The sequence below is a fragment of the Burkholderia sp. BCC0044 genome (genome assembly GCF_902832955.1).
Classification (GTDB): Bacteria; Pseudomonadota; Gammaproteobacteria; order Burkholderiales; family Burkholderiaceae; genus Burkholderia.
On record NZ_CADFDO010000003.1, the window covers coordinates 1,083,196 to 1,102,705 of the forward strand.

Below are 19,510 nucleotides of genomic sequence, written 5' to 3' on the forward strand. Positions count from 1 at the left end.
CCCCACATCATGAATACCGCCTACCGCAAACCCCTGCCCGGCACGTCGCTGGACTATTTCGACGCGCGCGCCGCGGTCGACGCGATCGCGCCCGGCGCGTACGACACGCTGCCGTACACGTCGCGCGTGCTCGCCGAAAACCTCGTGCGCCGTTGCGATCCGGCGATCCTCGCCGATTCGCTGAAGCAGATCATCGAGCGCAAGCGCGAGCGCGATTTCCCGTGGTTCCCGGCGCGCGTGGTGTGCCACGACATCCTCGGGCAGACGGCGCTCGTCGATCTCGCCGGCCTGCGCGATGCGATCGCGGACGGCGGCGGCGACCCGGCGAAAGTGAACCCGGTCGTGCCGGTGCAACTGATCGTCGACCACTCGCTCGCCGTCGAATGCGGCGGCTTCGATCCGGACGCGTTCGCGAAGAACCGCGCGATCGAGGATCGCCGCAACGAGGATCGCTTCCACTTCATCGAGTGGACGAAGAAGGCGTTCGAGAACGTCGACGTGATCCCGCCGGGCAACGGCATCATGCACCAGATCAACCTGGAGAAAATGTCGCCGGTGATCCAGGCGCAGGACGGCGTCGCCTATCCGGACACCTGCGTCGGCACCGACAGCCACACGCCGCACGTCGATGCGCTCGGCGTGATCGCGATCGGCGTCGGCGGGCTGGAGGCCGAGAACGTGATGCTCGGCCGCGCGTCGTGGATGCGCCTGCCCGACATCGTCGGCGTCGAGCTGACCGGCAAGCGCCAGCCTGGCATCACCGCGACCGACGTCGTGCTCGCGCTGACCGAGTTCCTGCGCAAGGAGAAGGTGGTCGGCGCGTACCTGGAGTTCCGTGGCGAAGGCGCGGCGAGCCTCACGCTGGGCGATCGCGCGACGATCTCGAACATGGCGCCCGAATACGGCGCGACGGCCGCGATGTTCTTCATCGACGGCCAGACGACCGACTACCTGCGCCTCACCGGCCGCAGCGACGAGCAGGTGAAGCTGGTCGAGACCTACGCGAAGGCGGCGGGGCTGTGGGCCGATACGCTCGCGAACGCGCAATACGAGCGCACGCTGACGTTCGACCTGTCGAGCGTCGTGCGCAACATGGCCGGCCCGTCGAATCCGCACAAGCGGCTGCCGACGTCCGATCTCGCCGCGCGCGGGATCGCCGGCCAGTGGGAAGAGAAGCCGGGCGAGATGCCCGACGGCGCGGTGATCATCGCCGCGATCACGAGCTGCACGAACACCAGCAACCCGCGCAACGTGATCGCCGCAGCGCTGCTCGCGCGCAACGCGAACGCGAAGGGCTTGACGCGCAAGCCGTGGGTGAAGAGCTCGCTCGCGCCGGGCTCGAAGGCGGTCGAGCTATATCTCGAAGAAGCGAACCTGCTGCCGGAACTCGAGAAGCTCGGCTTCGGCATCGTCGCGTTCGCGTGCACGACCTGCAACGGGATGTCGGGCGCGCTCGATCCGAAGATCCAGCAGGAGATCGTCGAGCGCGACCTGTACGCGACGGCCGTGCTGTCCGGCAACCGCAACTTCGACGGCCGCATCCATCCGTATGCGAAGCAGGCGTTCCTTGCCTCGCCGCCGCTCGTCGTCGCGTATGCGATCGCGGGCACGATCCGCTTCGACATCGAGAAGGACGTGCTCGGCCACGATCAGGACGGCAAGCCCGTCACGCTGAAGGACATCTGGCCGACCGACGAGGAGATCGACGCGATCGTCGCGTCGAGCGTGAAGCCCGAGCAGTTCCGCAAGGTCTACGAGCCGATGTTCGCGCGCAGCGCCGACGCCGGCGAGCGCGCGGCGCCGCTGTACGACTGGCGCGCGCAGAGCACGTACATCCGCCGTCCGCCGTACTGGGAAGGCGCGCTGGCCGGCGAGCGCACGCTCAAGGGCATGCGGCCGCTCGCGGTGCTCGGCGACAACATCACGACCGACCACCTGTCGCCGTCGAACGCGATCCTGCTGGATAGCGCGGCCGGCGAATATCTCGCGAAGATGGGCCTGCCGGAAGAAGACTTCAACTCGTACGCGACACACCGCGGCGACCACCTGACCGCGCAGCGCGCGACTTTCGCGAACCCGACGCTCGTCAACGAGATGGCAGTGGTCGACGGCGCGGTGAAGAAGGGCTCGCTCGCCCGCGTCGAGCCGGAAGGCAAGGTCATGCGGATGTGGGAAGCGATCGAGACGTACATGAATCGCAAGCAGCCGCTGATCGTGATCGCCGGCGCCGACTACGGCCAGGGCTCGTCGCGCGACTGGGCCGCGAAGGGCGTGCGGCTCGCGGGCGTCGAGGCGATCGCCGCCGAGGGCTTCGAGCGGATTCACCGCACGAACCTGATCGGGATGGGCGTGCTGCCGCTCGAGTTCAAGCCGGGCACCAACCGGACGACGCTCGGCATCGACGGCACCGAGACCTTCGACGTGATCGGCGAGCGCACGCCGCGCGCCGACCTGACGCTCGTGATTCACCGCAGGAACGGCGAGCGAGTGGAAGTGCCGATGACGTGCCGGCTCGATACGGCCGAGGAAGTGTCGATCTACGAAGCGGGCGGCGTGCTGCAGCGTTTCGCGCAGGACTTCCTCGAATCGTCGCAGGCGGCTTGACCGGCGCACACAGGGATAACGCAAACATGGCTCACATTCCTCAAATCAGGATTCCCGCGACCTATATCCGCGGCGGCACCAGCAAGGGCGTGTTCTTCCGGCTGCAGGATTTGCCGGACGCCGCGCAGGCGCCGGGCGCCGCGCGCGACGCGCTGCTCTTGCGCGTGATCGGCAGTCCCGATCCGTACGGCAAGCAGATCGACGGGATGGGCGGCGCGACGTCGTCCACCAGCAAGACGGTGATCGTGTCGAAGAGCACGCGGCCGGGCCACGACGTCGACTACCTGTTCGGCCAGGTTGCGATCGACAAGGCATTCGTCGACTGGACCGGCAACTGCGGCAATCTGTCGGCGGCGGTCGGCCCGTTCGCGATCAGCGGCGGGCTCGTCGATGCCGCGCGCGTGCCGCGCGACGGCGTCGCGACCGTGCGGATCTGGCAGGCGAACATCGGCAAGACGATCGTGGCGCACGTGCCGATCACGAACGGCGCGGTGCAGGAGACGGGCGACTTCGAACTGGACGGCGTCACGTTCCCGGCCGCCGAAGTGCAGCTCGAATTCATGGACCCGGCCGCCGAGGAAGAAGGCGCGGGCGGCTCGATGTTCCCGACCGGCAATCTCGTCGACGACCTGGCCGTGCCGGGCATCGGCACGCTGAAGGCGACGATGATCAACGCGGGCATCCCGACGATCTTCGTCGACGCGGAAGCGATCGGCTATACGGGCACCGAGCTGCAGGACGCGATCAACGGCGACGCGCAGGCGCTCGAGAAGTTCGAGACGATTCGCGCGCACGGCGCGTTGCGGATGGGCCTGATCGACACGCTCGATGAAATCGCGACGCGGCAGCACACGCCGAAGATCGCGTTCGTCGCGAAGCCGGCCGACTACGTCGCGTCGAGCGGCAAGCGCGTGAACGCGGGCGACGTCGACCTGCTGGTGCGTGCGATGTCGATGGGCAAGCTGCACCACGCGATGATGGGCACGGCGGCGGTCGCGATCGGCACGGCCGCGGCGATCCCGGGCACGCTCGTCAATCTCGCGGCGGGCGGCGGCGAACGCAACGCGGTGCGCTTCGGCCATCCGTCGGGCACGCTGCGCGTCGGCGCGGAAGCGCGGCGCGAGAACGGCGAGTGGACGGTCACGAAGGCGATCATGAGCCGCAGCGCGCGCGTGCTGATGGAAGGGTGGGTGCGGGTGCCGGGGGATGCGTTCTGAGCGTCGGCGGTCGTATCGGCGAGGACGCGGGCGGCTTCGGCCGCCCGCGTCGTTTTCGTCAGCCGTGCAGGAAGCGGCGTAGCGCGTCGTGGCTGAGGCGGCGAGCCGTTTCCGAGATGCGTGCGCCGGGCACGATGTCGAAACCATGTACGCCGCCAGGCAGCACGTGCAGTTCGGTCGGCACGCCCGCGCGCAGCAGGCGCTGCGCGTAGTCGAGATTTTCGTCGAGGAACAGGTCGAGCGAGCCGATCGACAGGAACGTGGGCGGCAGGCCGTCGAGCCGCGTGGCGCGCGCGGCCGCCGCGTACGGCGACACGCCGTCGATGCCCGGCGCGTGACCGAGCAGCGAGGTCCAGCCGAACCGGTTGTTGGCCGCATGCCAGATGAATTCGCCGGCGTGCGGATGCGGCGGGCGCGTGCAGGTGCGATCGTCGAGCATCGGATAGATCAGGTGCTGGAACGCGAGCCGATATTCGCCGCGGTCGCGGGCCAGCAGCGCCAGCGAGGCGGCAAGCCCGCCGCCCGCGCTTTCGCCCGCCACGCCGATCCGTGCGGCGTCGATGCCGAGCGGATCGGCGTGACGGAATACCCACGCGAGCGCCGCGTAGCAGTCTTCGATCGCGCCGGGAAACACCGTTTCCGGCGCGAGGCGATAGTCGATCGAGATCAGCGCGCAGCCGAGCTGCGTCACGAGCGACCGGTGCACCGCTTCGAGCTCCTTCGCCGCGCCGCGCACGTAGCCGCCGCCGTGCATGTGGACGATCGCCGGGAGCGGGCGCGCGTGGCCGTCGGGCAAATAGACGAGGACCGGGACGTCCGGCGCGCCGGCGGGGCCCGGTACCGTGCGGCGTTCGAGCGTGCTGCCGGCCGGGTCGGGCGGCGGCAGCGGCAGCACGCGCTGGCGCGACTGTGCGAGGTTGTCGGCGCTGAGCGTGACGGTCGGCCAGGTCTCGAGCAAAGGGCGGATTTCGGGATCGACGAGAGGCAGGGTGTTCAACGCAGGGCTCCATCGTGGAAGTGGACGGCGCGCCGCGGTCAGAGCACGCTGCGCGCGACGACCCAACGGTGCACCTCGGTCGGGCCTTCGAAGATGCGCATCAGCCGCGCTTCGCTGGCCATCTGCTGCAACGGCATTTCCTTCGTCATGCCCATCGCGCCGAGCGTCTGCATCGCATGATCGATGGCGGTCGACGCCATTTCGGTCGCGAACACCTTGACCATCGAGATCTGCGTGCGTGCATCCTGCCCGGCATCCACGCGCGCGGCCGCTTCGTAGGTCATCAGGCGGCACGCGTGGATTTGCGTGAGCGCGTCGGCGACCCACCACTGGACCGCCTGGCGCTCCGCGAGCGGCACGCCGAAGGTCGTGCGCTGTTTCGCATGGTCGCACAGGAGCGCGACCGCGCGCTCGGCGCGGCCGATGCACCATGCGGCCATCTCCAGCCGCCGGTTCGCGAGCCGGGCCTGCATCGGCGCGAAGCCGGCGCCTTCCCGGCCCAGCAATTGCGCGGCGGGAATGCGGCAGTCTTCCAGCACGATTTCGTAGGTCGACAGGCCGCCGATCATCGGGATCCGGCGCTCGATGACGAAGCCCGGCGTGTCGCGCTCGACGATGAACGCCGACATGCCGCCGCGCTTGCCCTTGCTGCGATCGGTCAGCGCCATCACGATCGTCCAGTCGGCTTCGGCCGCGTGGCTGATCCAGATCTTCCGGCCGTTCAGCACCCAGGTGTCGCCATCGCGCACGGCCATCGTCGACAGCGCGCCCGGATCGGAGCCGGCGCCGGGCTCGGAGATCGCCATCGCCGCACGCGTGGCGCCGCGTGCGTACGGGTCGAGATAGCGCGCGCGTTGCGCCGCGTCGGCCGCGTCGCACAGCATCCGCAGGTTCGGCGAGTCGGGCGGGAGGATGTACGGAGTCACGGTCGTGCCGATCGCCTCGTTCACGCCGACCATCGCGACGGCCGGCAGATCCGAGCCGCCCGCGTCGAGCGGCGCGTCGAGTCCCCACAGGCCGAGTTGCCGGGAGCGCTCGTCGAGTCGCGCACGTTCGTCGGCGAGCAGCCCGAAGCGCTGGCCGTCGGCCTCGCGCGCCATCACCGCCGCTTCGAGCGGAATCAGTTCGTCCTTCACGAAACGCGCGACGAGGTCCCGGATCATCCGGTGTTCGAGTTCGAGTTCGAAATTCATGAGGTAGGCCCGTACAGGAGAGGAAGAAGCCGTGCCGTCAGCCGGCGTTCGCGCGCGCCGCCGCGCGGGCGCGCAGCGTCCCGAGCAACGCGAGCGCGCCGGCCCCCAGCAGCGCGGCATTGAAATAGAGGCCGCCGCGCATCGATCCGGTGGCCGTGTTGAGCACGCCCATCAGGAACGGGCTCGCGAACCCGCCGATCGCGCCGGTCATCGTGATCGCCGCGATCGCGACCGCCATCGAGCGCTTCGGCAGCGCGAGCCCCGGCAGCACCCAGAACGCGGGCAGCGCCGCGGCATGCGTGGCGACCGCGATGCACAGCGCGATCATCAGGTGCGACGTGCCGGCGCTGCTCGCGAGGCCGGCGAGGGCCGCCGCGCACGCGAGCATCGCGACTGCGCCGTGCTTGCGCCATTCGCGCCGGCGCTCGGTGCGCCAGCCCATCGCGAGCATGCCGACGATGCCGCACAGGTAGGGCAGCGCGGACAGCAGCCCGATCTGCATCGCGCCATGCAGGCCGCCGCGATGCAGGATCACGGGCATCCAGAACACGAGCGCGTAGCCGGCGGCCGCGATTGCGAAATTGGCCGCGCACAGCAGCCAGAAATCGCGATGTGCGAGCAACGGCCGCGCCGCGTTCGCGGCCGGCGTACCGGCTTCGGCCTGCGCGTGCGCGGCGCGCAGCGCGGCCTTGTCGGCGTCAGACAGCCAGCGTGCGTCGTCCGGCCGGTCGTCGAGAAAGCGCAGCGCGACGAGACCGAGCGCGCTGCTCGGCAGCCCTTCGACGACGAACAGCCATTGCCAGCCGCTCAGGCCGGCCATGCCGTCGAAGTACGACAGGATCGCGCCCGACACGGGGCCGGCGATCAGCCCCGCGAGGTACAGCGCGGTCATGAACAGCGCGAACGCCTTGGCGCGCTGCCGCGGCGGATACCACGCGCCGAGATAGAACAGGATGCCGGGGAAGAAACCGGCTTCGAACACGCCCAGCAGGAAGCGGCACGCGTAGAACTGCGCGGGCGTCGCGACGAACATCGTCGCGGCCGAGCCGAGGCCCCACAGCACCATGATCCGGGCAATCGTCCGGCGCGCACCGATCCGCGCGAGCCACGCGTTGCTCGGAATCTCGAACGCCATGTAGCCGATGAAGAAAATGCCCGCGCCGAGCCCGTAGACGGCGTCGGAAAAATGCAGTTCGGCGGCCATCTGTGCGTGCGCGAAGCCGATGTTGATCCGGTCGATGAACGACAGCGTGTAGCAGAGGATCAGGAACGGCAGCAGCCGGCGCGAGATTCGGCGGTAGAGCGCCTGCGTCGCGCCATCGTCGACGGCGGCCGGGTGGATCGAAAGGGTCGAGGGCATGGGCACTCCGTCAGAAGCGATGAGCGATGCCGAGCGCAAACACCTGCTCGGTACCGCCGGGTTGCGGCTGCAGACCGGCGACGACGGTGTTGCGGGCGTCGCCGCCGTTCTTCATATAGAGGTAGCGTGCGTAGAGCGACGTTCGCTTCGACAGCGGATGGTCGTAGCCGACGCCGAGCGCGGTCGCATCGTTCGCCGAGCCCTTCACGTCGCGGCGCACGACCGACACGAGCACGCGATCGAGCGCGCCGACGTTGATCGACGCGCCGACGCTCGCGGTCGAGAACGCGGGCAGGCGCGCCGCCGTGCCGACGCCGTACAGGAACGCGGCGTACAGCTTGACGCGCGCGAATGCGTAGTTGGCCGCGAACACGTAGTGGCGGGTCGTCGACGGGGAGACGACGGGCGCCAGATTGCCGGCCGACGTATCGCCCTGGAAGCCGGCGCCGACGTAGAGCCCGCCGATCCGGTACTGAAGCCCGGCGCCGTAGTTGCGTCCGGCCTGCGTCGAGAGTGCGTTCGGCGTCGGAAAGCCGTACGTGGCCATGACGCGCAGGCCGTTCCAGTCGGGGCTCAGATACGACGCCGCCTGGTTGAAGCGCGGAATCGGCGGGGTCGTGTTGCTCGTGATCGTGTCGGTCGACGTGGCGAGCAGCGCGAGCGGCGACATCCGCTCGTTGAGTCCGAACGGATCGCCGTCGTACACGACGTAGAACGCGGGCGTGTATTGCCGGCCGAGCCGCAGGTCGCCGTAGCGCGTGTTCTGCAGCGATACATAGGCCTGCCGGTAGAACAGCGTGCCGCCCTGGAACGATCCGTCGGCCGGCGAGAAACCGCTTTCCAGCACGAATTTCGTCGACGTGCCGCCGCCGAGATCCTCGACGCCCGTCAGCCCGACGCGGCTCGTCGACGAGCCGCCGCCGCTTTGCCGCAGGGTCGACAGGCTGCCGATGCGGTCGAATTCGACGTAGCTGTCGACGATCCCGTACAGCGTGACCGACGACGCGTGCGCCGACGTCGTGCACAGCACGCACGCGCCGACCAGGAATGCTTTCCGTTGCATGAAGGTGTCTCCGTCCATGTTTTTGGGCGCGCCCGCGTTCTGGGGCGGTGCGCGCGGGTGCTGCGGTGCGGCGCCGGGCTCAGCGGCCCTTGAACACCGGCTTGCGCTTCTCGAGAAACGCGCGGGCGCCCTCGATCCGGTCCTCGCTGGCGTAGACGTCGGGGCCGACGTCCAGCCGCAGCGCGGCGGCCACCGGCAGCCCCTGGCTGCGCGTCGCGGTTTCCTTGATGCGGCGGATCGTGAGCGGCGCGTTCGCGGCGATCGTCTGCGCGAGCTCGCGCACGGTGTCGTCGAGCGCGGCGCCGGGCACGACGCGGTTGAGCAGGCCGGCGCGTTGCGCTTCGTCCGTGTCGAAGCGGCGGCCCGTGAACAGCAGCTCCATCGCGATCGCGCGCGGCAACATGCGCGGCAGCAGCACGCTCGCGAAGTTCGCGCCCATACCGACCCGCGCTTCGGGCAACGCGAAGGTCGCGTGATCGGCGGCGATCCGCAGGTCGCACGCGAGGGCGATTTCGCAGCCGCCGCCGATCGCGTAGCCGTTGATGGCCGCGATGGTCGGCTTGCGCAGCTCCAGGATCAGCTCGTGCACGTTGCGGGCGAGCCCGCGCATCGGCTGCATTCCGCGGATCTCCGGGTCGCCGAGATCGACGCCCGCGCTGAACGCGCGTTCGCCCGCGCCACGGATCACGACGACGCGAATCGCCGGGTTGTCGTCGAGCGTGACGAGCTCGTCGCACAGGCGGCGGATCGCTTCGGCGGACAGCGCATTGGCGACGTGCGGGCGATGGATCGTCAGCCATGCGATGCCGTCGGCGTCGTTGCGCAGGATCGACGGGGCATCGTCGTCCGTCAGCGAAGAAAACGAGCGCCGGGTGGTCATGACGCGCTCCTGGCGGCGTCGGCCCGCTGGTCGTGCAGCACGCCCGCCTGCCGCAACGCGTCGCGGCGCGCCGCGTCGATCCCGAACGCGTCGAGCACGGCGTCGGTGTCGGCGGCAAACGGTTGGGGCGGCCGGCGTATCGAGCCGGGCGTGCGGGACAGTTTCGCGGGAATGCCCGCGCCGGTGTACGTATCGGTATCGACGAACATCGCGTTGCGTGCCGCCTGCGGATGGCCGAACGCATCGGCCACGGTGTTCACCGGCCCCGTCGCGACGCCCGCGTGCAGCAGCCGTTCGACGACGTCGTCCGCATGCAGTTCGCCGGTCAGCTGGCCGAGCAGCGTGTCGAGCGCATCGCGATGCGCGACGCGCTGTGCATTGGTCGCGAAGCGCGGATCGCGCGCCAGTTCGGGTACGCCGAGCGCCTCGACGAGCCGCGCGAACGTGCGGTTGTTGCCCGCGCCGGTCGCGACCGGCTTGTCCTTGCACGGATAGACGCCGTACGGCGCGATCGCGCCGTACACGTTGCCGGTGGCGACGGGCACGTCGCCGGTCGCCATCCAGCTCGTGCTGACCGGATGCAGCATCGACAGCGCGGTGCTGAACAGGTCGATGTCGACGTGCTGCCCGAGGCCGGAGCGCGTCCGTTCGACCAGCGCGACCAGGATGCTCGAGACGGCGCTCAGGCCGGCCGCGTAATCGACGACCGGAAACGGCACCTTGAGCGGCATGCCGCCCGGTTCGCCGTTGATCGACATGAAGCCGGCGAGGCCCTGCGCGACGGCGTCATAGCCCGGAAACCGCGCGAGCGGGCCGTCGGTGCCGTATCCGGAGATCGAGCAGTGGACGAGGCGCGGGAAGCGCTCGCGCAGGCAGGCTTCGTAGCCGATGCCCCAGCGTTCGAGCGTGCCCTGCTTGAAGTTGTCGATCAGCACGTCGGCCGTTTCGAGCACGCGCAACAGCACGTCGCGTCCGTCGGGATGCGACAGGTCGAGCGCGAGATTGCGCTTGTTGCGGTTGAGCCCCCAGTAGTAGCTGGAGATGCCGTTCGGCATCGCGGGCCCCCAGTCGCGCGTTTCGTCGCCCTGCGGCGGTTCGATCTTGATGACGTCCGCGCCGTGGTCGGCGAGCGTCTGCGCGCAGAACGGCCCCGCGTAGACGCGGCTCAGGTCCACCACGCGCACGCCTGCAAGTGCGCCTTCGTTGCTGCTGGTCATGACGATGTCTCCTTCGATGTGGATTCGACGGGCCGGCAGGCCGGCATGCGCCGGTTGCACGGCCGCGATGCGTCGCGGGTTCAGCCGCGCGCGGCGAACAGCGCGTTCACCGCCGCGCGATGTTCGGGGCTGGCGTGCGCGAACGCCTGGTACGACGCCGACAGGTCGAGCAGCGTGTCGAGGCTCGCGTGGCGGCTTTCGCGCAGCAGCCGCTTGGTCAGGCGCAACGCGGTGCCCGAATGGCGAGCAATGCGGCCGGCCAATTCGTGCGCATGCTCGAGGAGGTCGCCGTCGGGCACGACGCGCGACACGAGCCCGCAGCGCAGCGCGGCCTGCGCGTCCAGCGCATCGCCGGTGAACGACATTTCCGCGGCGACCGCGGCGCCGACGATCTGCGGCAGGAACCACGCGCCGCCGTCGCCCGGCACGAGGCCGAGCGCGATGAAGCTCTCCGCGAAGCGCGCGCTGTCGGCGGCGATGCGGATGTCGCACATGCACGCGAGATCGGTGCCGGCGCCGATGGCCGGGCCGTTGACTGCCGCGATGGCCGGCACTTCGAGACGCTGGAACGCGTGCGCGAGCCGCTGGATGCCGCGCCGATAGCCGGTCCGGATCGCGGCAGGGTCGTGCGGGCCCGATTCCATGAACGTGCGCATCGCCTTCACGTTGCCGCCCGACGAGAACGTCGTGCCGGCGCCGGTCAGGATCAGCACGCGGATCGATTCGTCGCGGTTCGCTTCGTCGCAGCATTCGGTCAGCGCGTCGATCGCATCGGTATCCGAAATGGCGTTGCGGGTGTCGGGACGGTTCATCGTGACGGTCAGGATCGCGCCCTGCCGTTCAAGGATCAAAAAGGCTGCCATGGTGTCTCCGTGTATTCGGTGCCGCGGGACTTCACGCCGCGGGCCGAAGCCTAGTATCGTCACGACGGTTGGCAGCGGGAAATTCCGTTCCACATACGTGGAAGGCCCGTGCCGGTCGCTGCGGAGAAGGCGGGATGAGCGGAAACGTGGTCAAGAGCGCGGCGCGCGTGTTCGAGGTGCTGGAACTCTTCAGCGCCTTGCAGCGGCCGCTGAGCGTGCGCGAGATCGCCACGCGCTGCGGGTATCCGGGGTCGAGTGCGGCGGCATTGCTGACCAGCATGAAGACGCTCGGCTACCTCGCATACGACGACTCGACCCACGCGTATGCGCCCACCGCACGGCTCGTCAATCTCGGCGAAGCGCTGGTCGATTCGGCGGCTGGCAGCCGGCGGCACTGGCATGCCGTCGCCAAGCGGCTGGCGGCGCGCACGCACGAGGCGGTCGTGATCGCGGTGCAGAGCGACTTGTACGTGCAGTACATCGATGCGGTCGAAGGCTCGCATTCGATTCCGGTGCAGTTCTATGCGCCGATCGGCACGCGGCGCGAGATCTGCATGTCGGGCCTCGGCTGGGCGCTGCTGAGCCTCCAGCCGGACAGCACGATCCGCCGGCTCGTGTCGCGCAGCATCCGCCGGATCGGCAAGTCGGGCAGGACGATCGACGAGGACGTGGTGCTCGACAAGGTCGAACAGACCCGCCGGCTCGGCTATTCGTATTCGGCGCATACCGTCACGCAGGGCGCAGCGATGATCTCGATGGTGATCGCGGACGGCTGGAACGGGCTGCCGCTCGCGATGGGCGTGGCCGGGCCCGTCGAGCGGATCGACCCGCATCGGGACGCGATCGTGCGCGCGATGCGCGCGGCGCTGGCCGAGCGCGCGGGCGACGGGCCTCGCTAGCGGCGCGAAGCCGGCGCGCACAGGCATTCGCATAGAATCGGAACGTTTCGCCGGTCCTGTCCCGACAGCATTTCAGCGAGGTCGCCATGCCATTGAACGCGCCGCTTTCCGGCATCCACATCGTCGAATTCGAAGGTCTCGGCCCCGGCCCGCTTGCGGGCTGGATGCTCGCCGGCATGGGCGCGCGCATCACGCTGATCGCGCGTCCGTCCGGCCGCACGAGCGCGCCGGACGCGCTGCGGGCCCGCGACGGCGACTTGTTGCGCGAAGGCAAGACGATCGTCGAACTCGACCTGAAGGCGCCGGCCGGGCGTGACGCCGCGCTCGACCTGATCGCGCAGGCCGATGCGCTGATCGAGGGCTTGCGGCCCGGCGTGATGGAGCGGCTCGGCCTCGGGCCCGACGTTTGCGCACGCCGCAATCCGAAGTTGGTCTACGGGCGCATGACCGGCTGGGGCCAGCACGGCCCGCTCGCGGCCGCGGCCGGGCACGACCTGAACTACGTCGCGCTGACCGGGCTGCTGTCGCTGTCCGCGCCGCGCGACGGCCGGCCGGGCCTGCCGCCGACCGTCGTCGGCGATGCGGGCGGCGCGCTCGGGCTCGCGTTCGGGATCGCCTGCGCGTTGCTCGACGTGCGCGGCGGCGGGCCGGGGCGCGTCGTCGACGGCGCGATCGTCGACATCGTGTCGATGCTCGGTTCGCTTGCGCTGTGGGCACGCGCGAACGGGCAGCTCGACGGCGCGCAGCCGAGCCTGTTCCACGACGCGCCGTTCTACGACGTGTATCGCTGCGCGGACGGCGAATGCGTGACGATCGGCGCGCTCGAACCGCCGTTCTACGCACTGCTGGTCGAACGGCTCGGGCTGACCGACGTCGACCCCGCGTCGCAGTACGACCGCGCGCACTGGCCTGCGCTGAAGGCGCGTTTCGCGGCGGTGTTCGCGCAACAGCCGTCCGCGCACTGGCGCGCGCTGCTCGAAGGCACCGACGCGTGTTTTGCGCCGGTGCTGAGCGTGGCCGACGCGGTCGTGCATCCGCACAACGCGGCGCGCGGGATCTATCGGACGGATGAGCACGGGAACGTGCGGGCGCGGGTGGCGCCGCGGTTTTTGCCGTTGGCGGGGGATGACGCGGCCTAGCGGCGCGACTCAGGCGCCAGGCGGCCGCGATATTGTGCACCGGCCGTTCAGGCCGTTCTCACGCCGTTTCCTCCGGCGCATCCGGCATCTTGCCGTCGCCGACGCGGTTGATCGTGCCTTGCGCGATCGCGACGAGCCGCTCGTGATCGCCGTCGATGACGAACACATGGCACTGGCACGTCGCCTGATGCCGGCCCGCGTAGACGAGCTTCGCGCGGGCGACGAGCGTGCCGTTCACGGCCGGCCGCAGGTAGTTGATCTTGTATTCGGCGGTGATCACGCGCGGGCCGAGCACGAGCGCGCCGGCGAACGTCAGCGCGTTGTCCGCGAGATAGCTGATGACGCCGCCGTGCACGAAACCGTGCTGCTGCCGCAATTCCTCGCGCACCGGCAGGCACAGCGACACTTCGTTGTTGCCGATATGCATCAGCTCCGTGCCCAGCAGCATGCTGAACGGCTGCGCGCGCAATGCGCCGCGCGCGTGGTCCGTGATGTCGGTCATTGAACTTCCTTGGAAATGAGTGCCCGCTTGCGCTGAACTCTAGGAAGGGGGCTCCGGATAAGCAAGGAAATTCGTCCGCGTTTCGTGCAAATCCCGGCGCGATGCGACGCGATTATTGCGTTGAATACGCAAGATCTCCGCGTTTGCGGGCGATTCGACGCGAATGCGCGAGCGAAGCGCGCGATTGACCTGTGTTGCCGCTCATTCCGCCTAAAGTCCGACGAAGAAATGCCGCTAATGCCGGGGCATTGCCTCATCTTCCGCTCTCCAGGAATCCCCATGTTCGGAAAAATCAAGCTCGCGTCGGGTCTGCTCGGCGTGTTGACCGTGTTCTGCCTCTTCCTGTTCGCGATCGAAGCGCTCGGCTTCTGGGCGCTCACGTCGACGCGCAGCGGCGTCGACGATCTGTCGAACGTCGCGATCGCGCAGGTCGACGCGGCCAGCCGGGCGACCGAGCAACTGCTCGACGCGCGCATCAACCTGTCGCGTGCCGGCACGCGGATGGTGCGCGGCGGCCCGAAACCCGAAGACATCATCCGTCATGCCGGCGCATCGCTCGCGGAAGCGGACAAGGCGTTCGCCGTGCTGACGGCCGCGCAGTCGATCGACGACACGAACCGCGCGCGCGTCGCGGCGCTCGCCGAGCGCTATCGCGCGCTGCGCGGCGCGCTGGGCGAGCTCGTGCAGTTCCTGAACGCCGACAACATCCAGGCGTTCCTCGACCAGCCGACTCAGGGCTTCCAGGACGCGTACATCGCCGAACTGCATCGCTTCACCGACTATGGCGGCACGTCGAGCCGCGCGGCGCTCGACACGATCGACGGCGGCATGCTGTGGTTCAAGTCGGTCGGCATCGTGCTGCTGGTGGCGATGCTCGCGGCGAGCGCGGCGATCTACGCGGCCGCGCGGCGCGCGGTCGTCGCGCCGCTGGAGCAGGCCGGCCGCCATTTCGAGCGGATCGCGCAGGGCCGTCTCGACGAAGCCGTGCAGGCGGGCGGCGTGTTCGAGATCGACCGGATGCTGCGCGGCCTCGCCACGATGCAGACGAGCATCGCGGGCACCGTGCGCACGGTGCGCCAGGCGTCCGACGCGATCCATCTCGGCGCGGGCGAGATCGCGGGCGGCAACGCCGACCTGTCGGCGCGCACGGGCACGCAAGCCGCGTCGCTCGAGGAAACCGCCGCGAGCATGGAGGAGTTGACCGCGACCGTCCGGCAGAACACCGACAGCGCCCGCGCGGCGAGCGCGCTGGCCGATGCGGCGCTCGAAGCGACGGGCCACGGCGGAGGCGTGGTCGACAGCGTGATCGACCGGATGCGCGGCATCGCGCAGAGCTCGGGGCGCATCGCGGAGATCATCTCGGTGATCGACGGCATCGCGTTCCAGACCAACATCCTCGCGCTGAACGCGGCGGTCGAGGCCGCGCGGGCCGGCGAGCAGGGGCGCGGCTTCGCGGTGGTCGCGGGCGAAGTGCGCTCGCTCGCGCAGCGCAGCGCACAATCGGCGAAGGAGATCAAGGCGCTGATCGAGGATTCGGTCGCGCAGATCAACGGCGGCGCGGAACTCGTCGAACGCGCCGGCGATGCGATGCGCACGGTGTCGGCATCGATCACACGCGTCGTGCAGACGATGTCGGAGATCACGGCGGCGTCGGTCGAACAAAGCGTCGGGATCGAGCAGGTGAACCAGGCCGTCACGCAGATGGATCAGCTCACGCAGCAGAACGCGGCGCTGGTCGAGGAAGTCGCGGCGGCGGCCGCATCGCTGAACGACCAGACCGCGCACCTGATGCAGGCGGTGTCGGTGTTCGAACTGGGCGACGGGCGCGCCGCGCACGGCAGCCGCGCAGCGCCGTCGTTCGTCGCGACGGATTACGAACCGGCCGGCAGCGCCGCGTAGGCGGTCGCGAGGTGGTAGGGCGTCGTCGACGGCATGTCGGCGCGCGACACCTGCCCGTCCGCGGTCTTGCACTCGAACCAGCCGCGCGGATGCAGGAAGCGCGCGGCGAACCGCTCGATCTGCCGCGCGAGCGGCGCGGACGCCGGCGTGCCGCCGTGCGTCGCAAGCGCGCGCAGGTATTCGGTCTGTGCCCAGATCCGCTGCGTGCCGTCGATGCACGCGCCTTGCGCGTCGAGCGCCGCGCACACGCCGCCCGTCTGCGGATCGATGCCGTATTGCTCGGCGAACGCGAACGCGCGCGACAGCGCCGCGGGCAGCCCGGTCCGCGCGAGCCGCGCCCCGGCCGCGTCGACCAGATAGAACCACTCGAACTGATGGCCGGGCTCGAAACGGTTGTCGGCCGCGCCGAGCGGCAGCTCGGCCACGCAGCCGGTCGTCGCATCGACGAACGTGCGCTCGACGGCCTGCGCGGTGCGCAAGAGCGCATCGTCGAACGCCGTGTCGCCGAACGCGTCGGCGGCCGCGAGCCACGCTTCGGTCAGGTGCATCAACGGATTCTGCAGCGCGCCGCTGCCGGATGACGAGAAATCGGCGTGGCGCGCGGCATCGAGCAACGCGTCGCCGGGGCGCGGCGCGAAGCGGTCCTGGATCAGCGCGGCGGTGGCTTCGGCCACCGTGCGCGCGGCGGCGTCGCCCGACGCCGCATGCCACGCGGCGCATGCGAACACGATGAACGCGTGCGTATAGAGATCCTTGGACGTATCGAGCGGCGCGCCCTGCGCGTCGACGCTGTAGATCCAGCCGCCGTGGCGCGGGTCGCGAAAGTGCCGGCACAGCGCGTCGAACAGCGTGGCCGCGTGCGCGGTGTCGCCGGCCTGCGCGAACACGAACAGTTGCCTCGCGCACGCCATTGCGCGATAACGGGTCACGGGCAGCGGCGCGTGGCTGCCCGGATCGACGGCCTCGAACGGCAGTTGCAGCGCCGAGTCGAACCCTGAACCCCGCCAGATCGGCAAGACGACGTGCGCGAAATGGTGGCGCAGCTGGGCGGCCTGGGCGGAAGCGGAGTCGGAAACGGACATGGCGGGGTTGAGCGCTTGGATCGAAACGTGTCGGCGCGGCCCGGAGAATCGGCGCGGCCGGGGCCAAGGATAAAACATTCCGCGTGGCCGGCACCAAAAAAAGGAGAGAAATCGGATGCTCAGCAACCTGGAACTCGTGATGCGGCTCGTTCTCGCGGCGGCGCTCGGCAGCGTCATCGGCTTCGAGCGGGAGCGCCTGTCGTGGGCGGCCGGCCTGCGCACGCACATGCTGGTGTGCGTCGGCTCGACGCTGATCATGATCGTGTCGGCGTTCGGTTTCGCCGACGTGCTCGGCGCCAGCGACCACGTCGTGCTCGATCCGTCGCGGATCGCCGCGCAGGTCGTGTCGGGCATCGGCTTCCTCGGCGCGGGCTCGATCCTGCTGCGCGGCGAGATCGTGCGCGGGCTGACGACGGCCGCGAGCCTGTGGTCGGTTGCCGCGATCGGTCTCGCGGTGGGCGGCGGGCTCTATGTCGCGGCGATTTCGGCGACGATCATCATCCTGATCATCCTGGCCGGCATCAAGCCGCTGGAGCGGCGCTATTTCACGGTGCGCCAGCGGCGCCAGCTTGCGTTGACGGTGGCGAGCGGCACGCTGACGTTCGATTCGCTGCACGCGGCGCTCGGCCCCGACAGTGCGCGCGTGAAGCAGTTCATCGTGCAGCGTGCCGACGACACGGGCGAGCAGGACGAAGTGCGCATCGCGCTGGCGCGGGTGTCGGAACTCGAATACAAGGCGATCTGCGCCAAGCTGCGCGCGCTGCCGGGCGTCACGCGCTTCGACGGCGGGAACGGGCTGGCGGGCGACGAATAGCGTGACTTGGTTGCGTGACTCGGTTGCGGGGCGTGCGACAATGACCGACCACCGATTCCGTTCGACATATGGGTTCGCGCCTGTGGGCCCCGCTATCCGATTTCCATGACCGAATCCGTTTCCATGCCTCGCTCCCGCTCCCGTTCCCCCCGTTCGTCGGCCCGTTCGCGCCAGCGCTCGGCCGCTGCCGCAGGCAGCACGTCCGCCAGGGCGACGGTACGGTCCGGCAGTACGCCGGCGGCCGACGCGCCGCGCGACGAACGGACGCTCGACCTGTTCGGCGATCCGGTGCTGGAGCCGGGCGAGCACATGCCGGTGGCGGCGCGCGATGAAGCGAGCGTGGAAGCCGAGGCGGCGGCCGGTGTCGACGACGGGCGGCAGGCCACGCTGGACGGGTTCGTCTCGCCTGTGGATGCGGATGCGGATGCGGCAAGGCATGCGGAAGCCGAAGGTACGGCGACGACGGATGTAGCGGCCAAGGTTGTTTCGACGCCTGAACGCGACGTGGCCGCGAACGTCGACGGCGCATCGGCAGAGGGTCTTGCAACGAAGGCAGCCGATTTGCCCGCGGGCGATGGCGGCGTAACGCGGAGCAACGTGCCCGTGGTCGACGGCGCCGCGAACGCGGAGACGAAGCTGCAAGCCGCCGATGGCGCTGCGGCGCAGGCGGCGGAATTGCAAGCGGCAGATGGTCAAGTCGCGAAGGCTGTCGTCGAGGCGGCAGTCGTCAAATCCCGCGAAGGGAAATCGTCGGGCGACGCCGTGAAGGAGCGCCGCGCGTCATCGGGCGGCAAACGACGGGCGGCTGCCGGCGCCAACGAAGCGGCGGCGACGCAAACCACACCGGTTGCGACGAGCGTCGATTCGAAGCCTGAAGCGGTTGAATCGAACCTTCCGCCGGTCGCTGCCGCGCCGGTCGAGCCGCAGACGCCGACCCAGTCGACCCAGCCGAGCCAGCCGAGCCAGTCGAGCCAGTCGAGCCAGTCGAGCCAGTCGAGCCAGTCGAGCCAGTCGAGCCAGTCGAGCCAGTCGACTCAGCCGACCCAGCCGACCCAGCCGACCCAGCCGACCCAGTCGGTACGGCCGCTCGAACCGGCAATCGCCACACCTTCCACGCAGCCTCGCGACACGGCCCGGCAGCCCGACGCTTCGCCGTCGCCGGTCGCGCAGCCGGTGGCGTCCGTCGCGTCGTTCGTGACCAAGCCCTCGTCGGAGCGCACGCAACCGCCCGCGCCGGCCTTCGACCCGGACACGCACCTGCGCCCGCTGACCGACCGGCTCGCCGCGCTGCAATCCGACGTGGACGGCCTGACGCGGGCGGCCGATCGCGAGATGCGCCGCGTCAACCGCCTGCTGCTGGCGCTGGCCGTCGTCGTGCTGGCGGGGCTCGTCGCGCTGGTGCTGCAAACGCGGCAGATCGCGCATCTGAAGCAGGACGTCGCCGCCAAGCAGCAGCGGATCGATCGCCTCGCGGCCGATCTGTCGACGCAGCAAGCCACGCTGATGACGCTCGAGGAGCACCACGAAGCGCTCCTGTCGCAAGTCGACCGGCTGCAGCGCAATGCGAACCGCGAGGCGGCCGTCGCGAAGCGGGTTCATCGTACGCGTTAATCGTTTCGACCCTATCCTGGAAGCCCGACGCAGCAACGATCGCCGTTCCGCACCGGCGATCGGCTGTCGCGCGCGTGCGGCAAACCGATGCAGCTCACTGGCAGAGTTCAGGGAAAACCCTTAGAATGGAGGCGTTATAAGGGAAAACCCTAGCCACATCTGTCAGGAGT

General features: G+C 69.7%; 16 protein-coding genes. 7 read left to right on the forward strand and 9 right to left on the reverse strand.

The features are described from left to right. Nucleotides 1–9 precede the first annotated feature (9 nt). Both acnD and prpF read left to right on the forward strand, forming a co-directional pair. On the forward strand, nt 10–2,604 hold the full coding sequence (gene acnD / locus HWX14_RS21835) for a Fe/S-dependent 2-methylisocitrate dehydratase AcnD (RefSeq protein ID WP_175884439.1): 2,595 nt from the start codon (nt 10–12) through the stop codon (nt 2,602–2,604). A gap of 26 nt (nt 2,605–2,630) precedes the next feature. Continuing rightward, a complete protein-coding gene (gene prpF, locus HWX14_RS21840) occupies nt 2,631–3,821 on the forward strand; it encodes a 2-methylaconitate cis-trans isomerase PrpF (RefSeq protein ID WP_175884440.1) in 1,191 nt (396 codons plus the stop codon). A 58-nt stretch (nt 3,822–3,879) separates the two neighbouring features. Here the strand turns inward: prpF and HWX14_RS21845 are convergent, their stop codons facing one another. The 7 genes from HWX14_RS21845 to HWX14_RS21875 all read right to left on the reverse strand — a co-directional run bounded on the left by HWX14_RS21845 (nt 3,880) and on the right by HWX14_RS21875 (nt 11,394). Then, on the reverse strand, nt 3,880–4,818 hold the full coding sequence (locus tag HWX14_RS21845) for an alpha/beta hydrolase (RefSeq protein WP_175884441.1): 939 nt from the start codon (nt 4,816–4,818) through the stop codon (nt 3,880–3,882). A 38-nt stretch (nt 4,819–4,856) separates the two neighbouring features. Beyond that, a complete protein-coding gene (locus tag HWX14_RS21850) occupies nt 4,857–6,011 on the reverse strand; it encodes an acyl-CoA dehydrogenase (RefSeq protein WP_175884442.1) in 1,155 nt (384 codons plus the stop codon). Nucleotides 6,012–6,048: 37 nt separating this feature from the next. Next, nucleotides 6,049–7,371: an MFS transporter gene (locus tag HWX14_RS21855; RefSeq protein WP_175884443.1), complete on the reverse strand. Its 1,323-nt coding sequence runs from the start codon at nt 7,369–7,371 to the stop codon at nt 6,049–6,051. Between the two features lie 10 nt (nt 7,372–7,381). After that, the gene (locus HWX14_RS21860; protein WP_175884444.1) at nt 7,382–8,434 is read right to left on the reverse strand and encodes a porin; all 1,053 of its coding nucleotides are present in this window, start codon (nt 8,432–8,434) and stop codon (nt 7,382–7,384) included. A 79-nt stretch (nt 8,435–8,513) separates the two neighbouring features. Continuing rightward, nucleotides 8,514–9,314, reverse strand: coding sequence for an enoyl-CoA hydratase-related protein (locus HWX14_RS21865; protein ID WP_175884445.1), 801 nt, complete (start codon nt 9,312–9,314; stop codon nt 8,514–8,516). Next, on the reverse strand, nt 9,311–10,531 hold the full coding sequence (locus HWX14_RS21870) for a CoA transferase (RefSeq protein ID WP_175884446.1): 1,221 nt from the start codon (nt 10,529–10,531) through the stop codon (nt 9,311–9,313). The genes HWX14_RS21865 and HWX14_RS21870 overlap by 4 nt, the downstream gene beginning before the upstream one ends. A gap of 80 nt (nt 10,532–10,611) precedes the next feature. After that, entirely contained in the window at nt 10,612–11,394 is a 783-nt protein-coding gene (locus tag HWX14_RS21875; protein WP_175884447.1) for a crotonase/enoyl-CoA hydratase family protein, read from the reverse strand. A 134-nt stretch (nt 11,395–11,528) separates the two neighbouring features. On the opposite strand from HWX14_RS21875, the gene HWX14_RS21880 reads away from it, so the two are divergent. Then, on the forward strand, nt 11,529–12,293 hold the full coding sequence (locus tag HWX14_RS21880; RefSeq protein ID WP_175884448.1) for a helix-turn-helix domain-containing protein: 765 nt from the start codon (nt 11,529–11,531) through the stop codon (nt 12,291–12,293). Between the two features lie 86 nt (nt 12,294–12,379). Beyond that, entirely contained in the window at nt 12,380–13,432 is a 1,053-nt protein-coding gene (locus tag HWX14_RS21885) for a CaiB/BaiF CoA-transferase family protein (RefSeq protein ID WP_175884449.1), read from the forward strand. 58 nt (nt 13,433–13,490) lie between these two features. Here HWX14_RS21885 and HWX14_RS21890 read toward each other — a convergent pair whose 3' ends face one another. Further along, a complete protein-coding gene (locus tag HWX14_RS21890) occupies nt 13,491–13,934 on the reverse strand; it encodes a PaaI family thioesterase (RefSeq protein WP_175884450.1) in 444 nt (147 codons plus the stop codon). Between the two features lie 279 nt (nt 13,935–14,213). Between HWX14_RS21890 and HWX14_RS21895 the strand changes: the two genes are divergently transcribed. Continuing rightward, complete coding sequence (locus tag HWX14_RS21895; protein ID WP_175884451.1) at nt 14,214–15,833, forward strand: methyl-accepting chemotaxis protein; 1,620 nt, start codon at nt 14,214–14,216, stop codon at nt 15,831–15,833. Here the strand turns inward: HWX14_RS21895 and HWX14_RS21900 are convergent. Then, the gene (locus tag HWX14_RS21900; RefSeq protein ID WP_175884452.1) at nt 15,806–16,915 is read right to left on the reverse strand and encodes an AGE family epimerase/isomerase; all 1,110 of its coding nucleotides are present in this window, start codon (nt 16,913–16,915) and stop codon (nt 15,806–15,808) included. The genes HWX14_RS21895 and HWX14_RS21900 overlap by 28 nt on opposite strands. 115 nt (nt 16,916–17,030) lie before the next feature. Between HWX14_RS21900 and HWX14_RS21905 the strand changes: the two genes are divergently transcribed. Both HWX14_RS21905 and HWX14_RS36570 read left to right on the forward strand, forming a co-directional pair. Further along, nucleotides 17,031–17,729 carry an MgtC/SapB family protein gene (locus tag HWX14_RS21905; RefSeq protein WP_175884453.1) on the forward strand — a complete coding sequence of 233 codons (699 nt, stop codon included), beginning with the start codon at nt 17,031–17,033 and terminating at the stop codon, nt 17,727–17,729. A 105-nt stretch (nt 17,730–17,834) separates the two neighbouring features. Next, entirely contained in the window at nt 17,835–19,340 is a 1,506-nt protein-coding gene (locus tag HWX14_RS36570) for a flagellar hook-length control protein FliK (protein ID WP_244130295.1), read from the forward strand. The last annotated feature ends 170 nt before the right edge of the window (nt 19,341–19,510 follow it).

What these genes read in the sequence shown, in the direction of transcription:
- acnD (WP_175884439.1), top strand. Translation starts at nt 10, where the DNA reads ATGAATACCGCCTACCGCAAACCCCTGCCCGGCACGTCGCTGGACTAT.
- prpF (WP_175884440.1), top strand. Translation starts at nt 2,631, where the DNA reads ATGGCTCACATTCCTCAAATCAGGATTCCCGCGACCTATATCCGCGGC.
- HWX14_RS21850 (WP_175884442.1), bottom strand. Translation starts at nt 6,011, where the DNA reads ATGAATTTCGAACTCGAACTCGAACACCGGATGATCCGGGACCTCGTC.
- HWX14_RS21855 (WP_175884443.1), bottom strand. Translation starts at nt 7,371, where the DNA reads ATGCCCTCGACCCTTTCGATCCACCCGGCCGCCGTCGACGATGGCGCG.
- HWX14_RS21860 (WP_175884444.1), bottom strand. Translation starts at nt 8,434, where the DNA reads ATGCAACGGAAAGCATTCCTGGTCGGCGCGTGCGTGCTGTGCACGACG.
- HWX14_RS21865 (WP_175884445.1), bottom strand. Translation starts at nt 9,314, where the DNA reads ATGACCACCCGGCGCTCGTTTTCTTCGCTGACGGACGACGATGCCCCG.
- HWX14_RS21870 (WP_175884446.1), bottom strand. Translation starts at nt 10,531, where the DNA reads ATGACCAGCAGCAACGAAGGCGCACTTGCAGGCGTGCGCGTGGTGGAC.
- HWX14_RS21875 (WP_175884447.1), bottom strand. Translation starts at nt 11,394, where the DNA reads ATGGCAGCCTTTTTGATCCTTGAACGGCAGGGCGCGATCCTGACCGTC.
- HWX14_RS21880 (WP_175884448.1), top strand. Translation starts at nt 11,529, where the DNA reads ATGAGCGGAAACGTGGTCAAGAGCGCGGCGCGCGTGTTCGAGGTGCTG.
- HWX14_RS21885 (WP_175884449.1), top strand. Translation starts at nt 12,380, where the DNA reads ATGCCATTGAACGCGCCGCTTTCCGGCATCCACATCGTCGAATTCGAA.
- HWX14_RS21890 (WP_175884450.1), bottom strand. Translation starts at nt 13,934, where the DNA reads ATGACCGACATCACGGACCACGCGCGCGGCGCATTGCGCGCGCAGCCG.
- HWX14_RS21895 (WP_175884451.1), top strand. Translation starts at nt 14,214, where the DNA reads ATGTTCGGAAAAATCAAGCTCGCGTCGGGTCTGCTCGGCGTGTTGACC.
- HWX14_RS21900 (WP_175884452.1), bottom strand. Translation starts at nt 16,915, where the DNA reads ATGTCCGTTTCCGACTCCGCTTCCGCCCAGGCCGCCCAGCTGCGCCAC.
- HWX14_RS21905 (WP_175884453.1), top strand. Translation starts at nt 17,031, where the DNA reads ATGCTCAGCAACCTGGAACTCGTGATGCGGCTCGTTCTCGCGGCGGCG.
- HWX14_RS36570 (WP_244130295.1), top strand. Translation starts at nt 17,835, where the DNA reads ATGACCGAATCCGTTTCCATGCCTCGCTCCCGCTCCCGTTCCCCCCGT.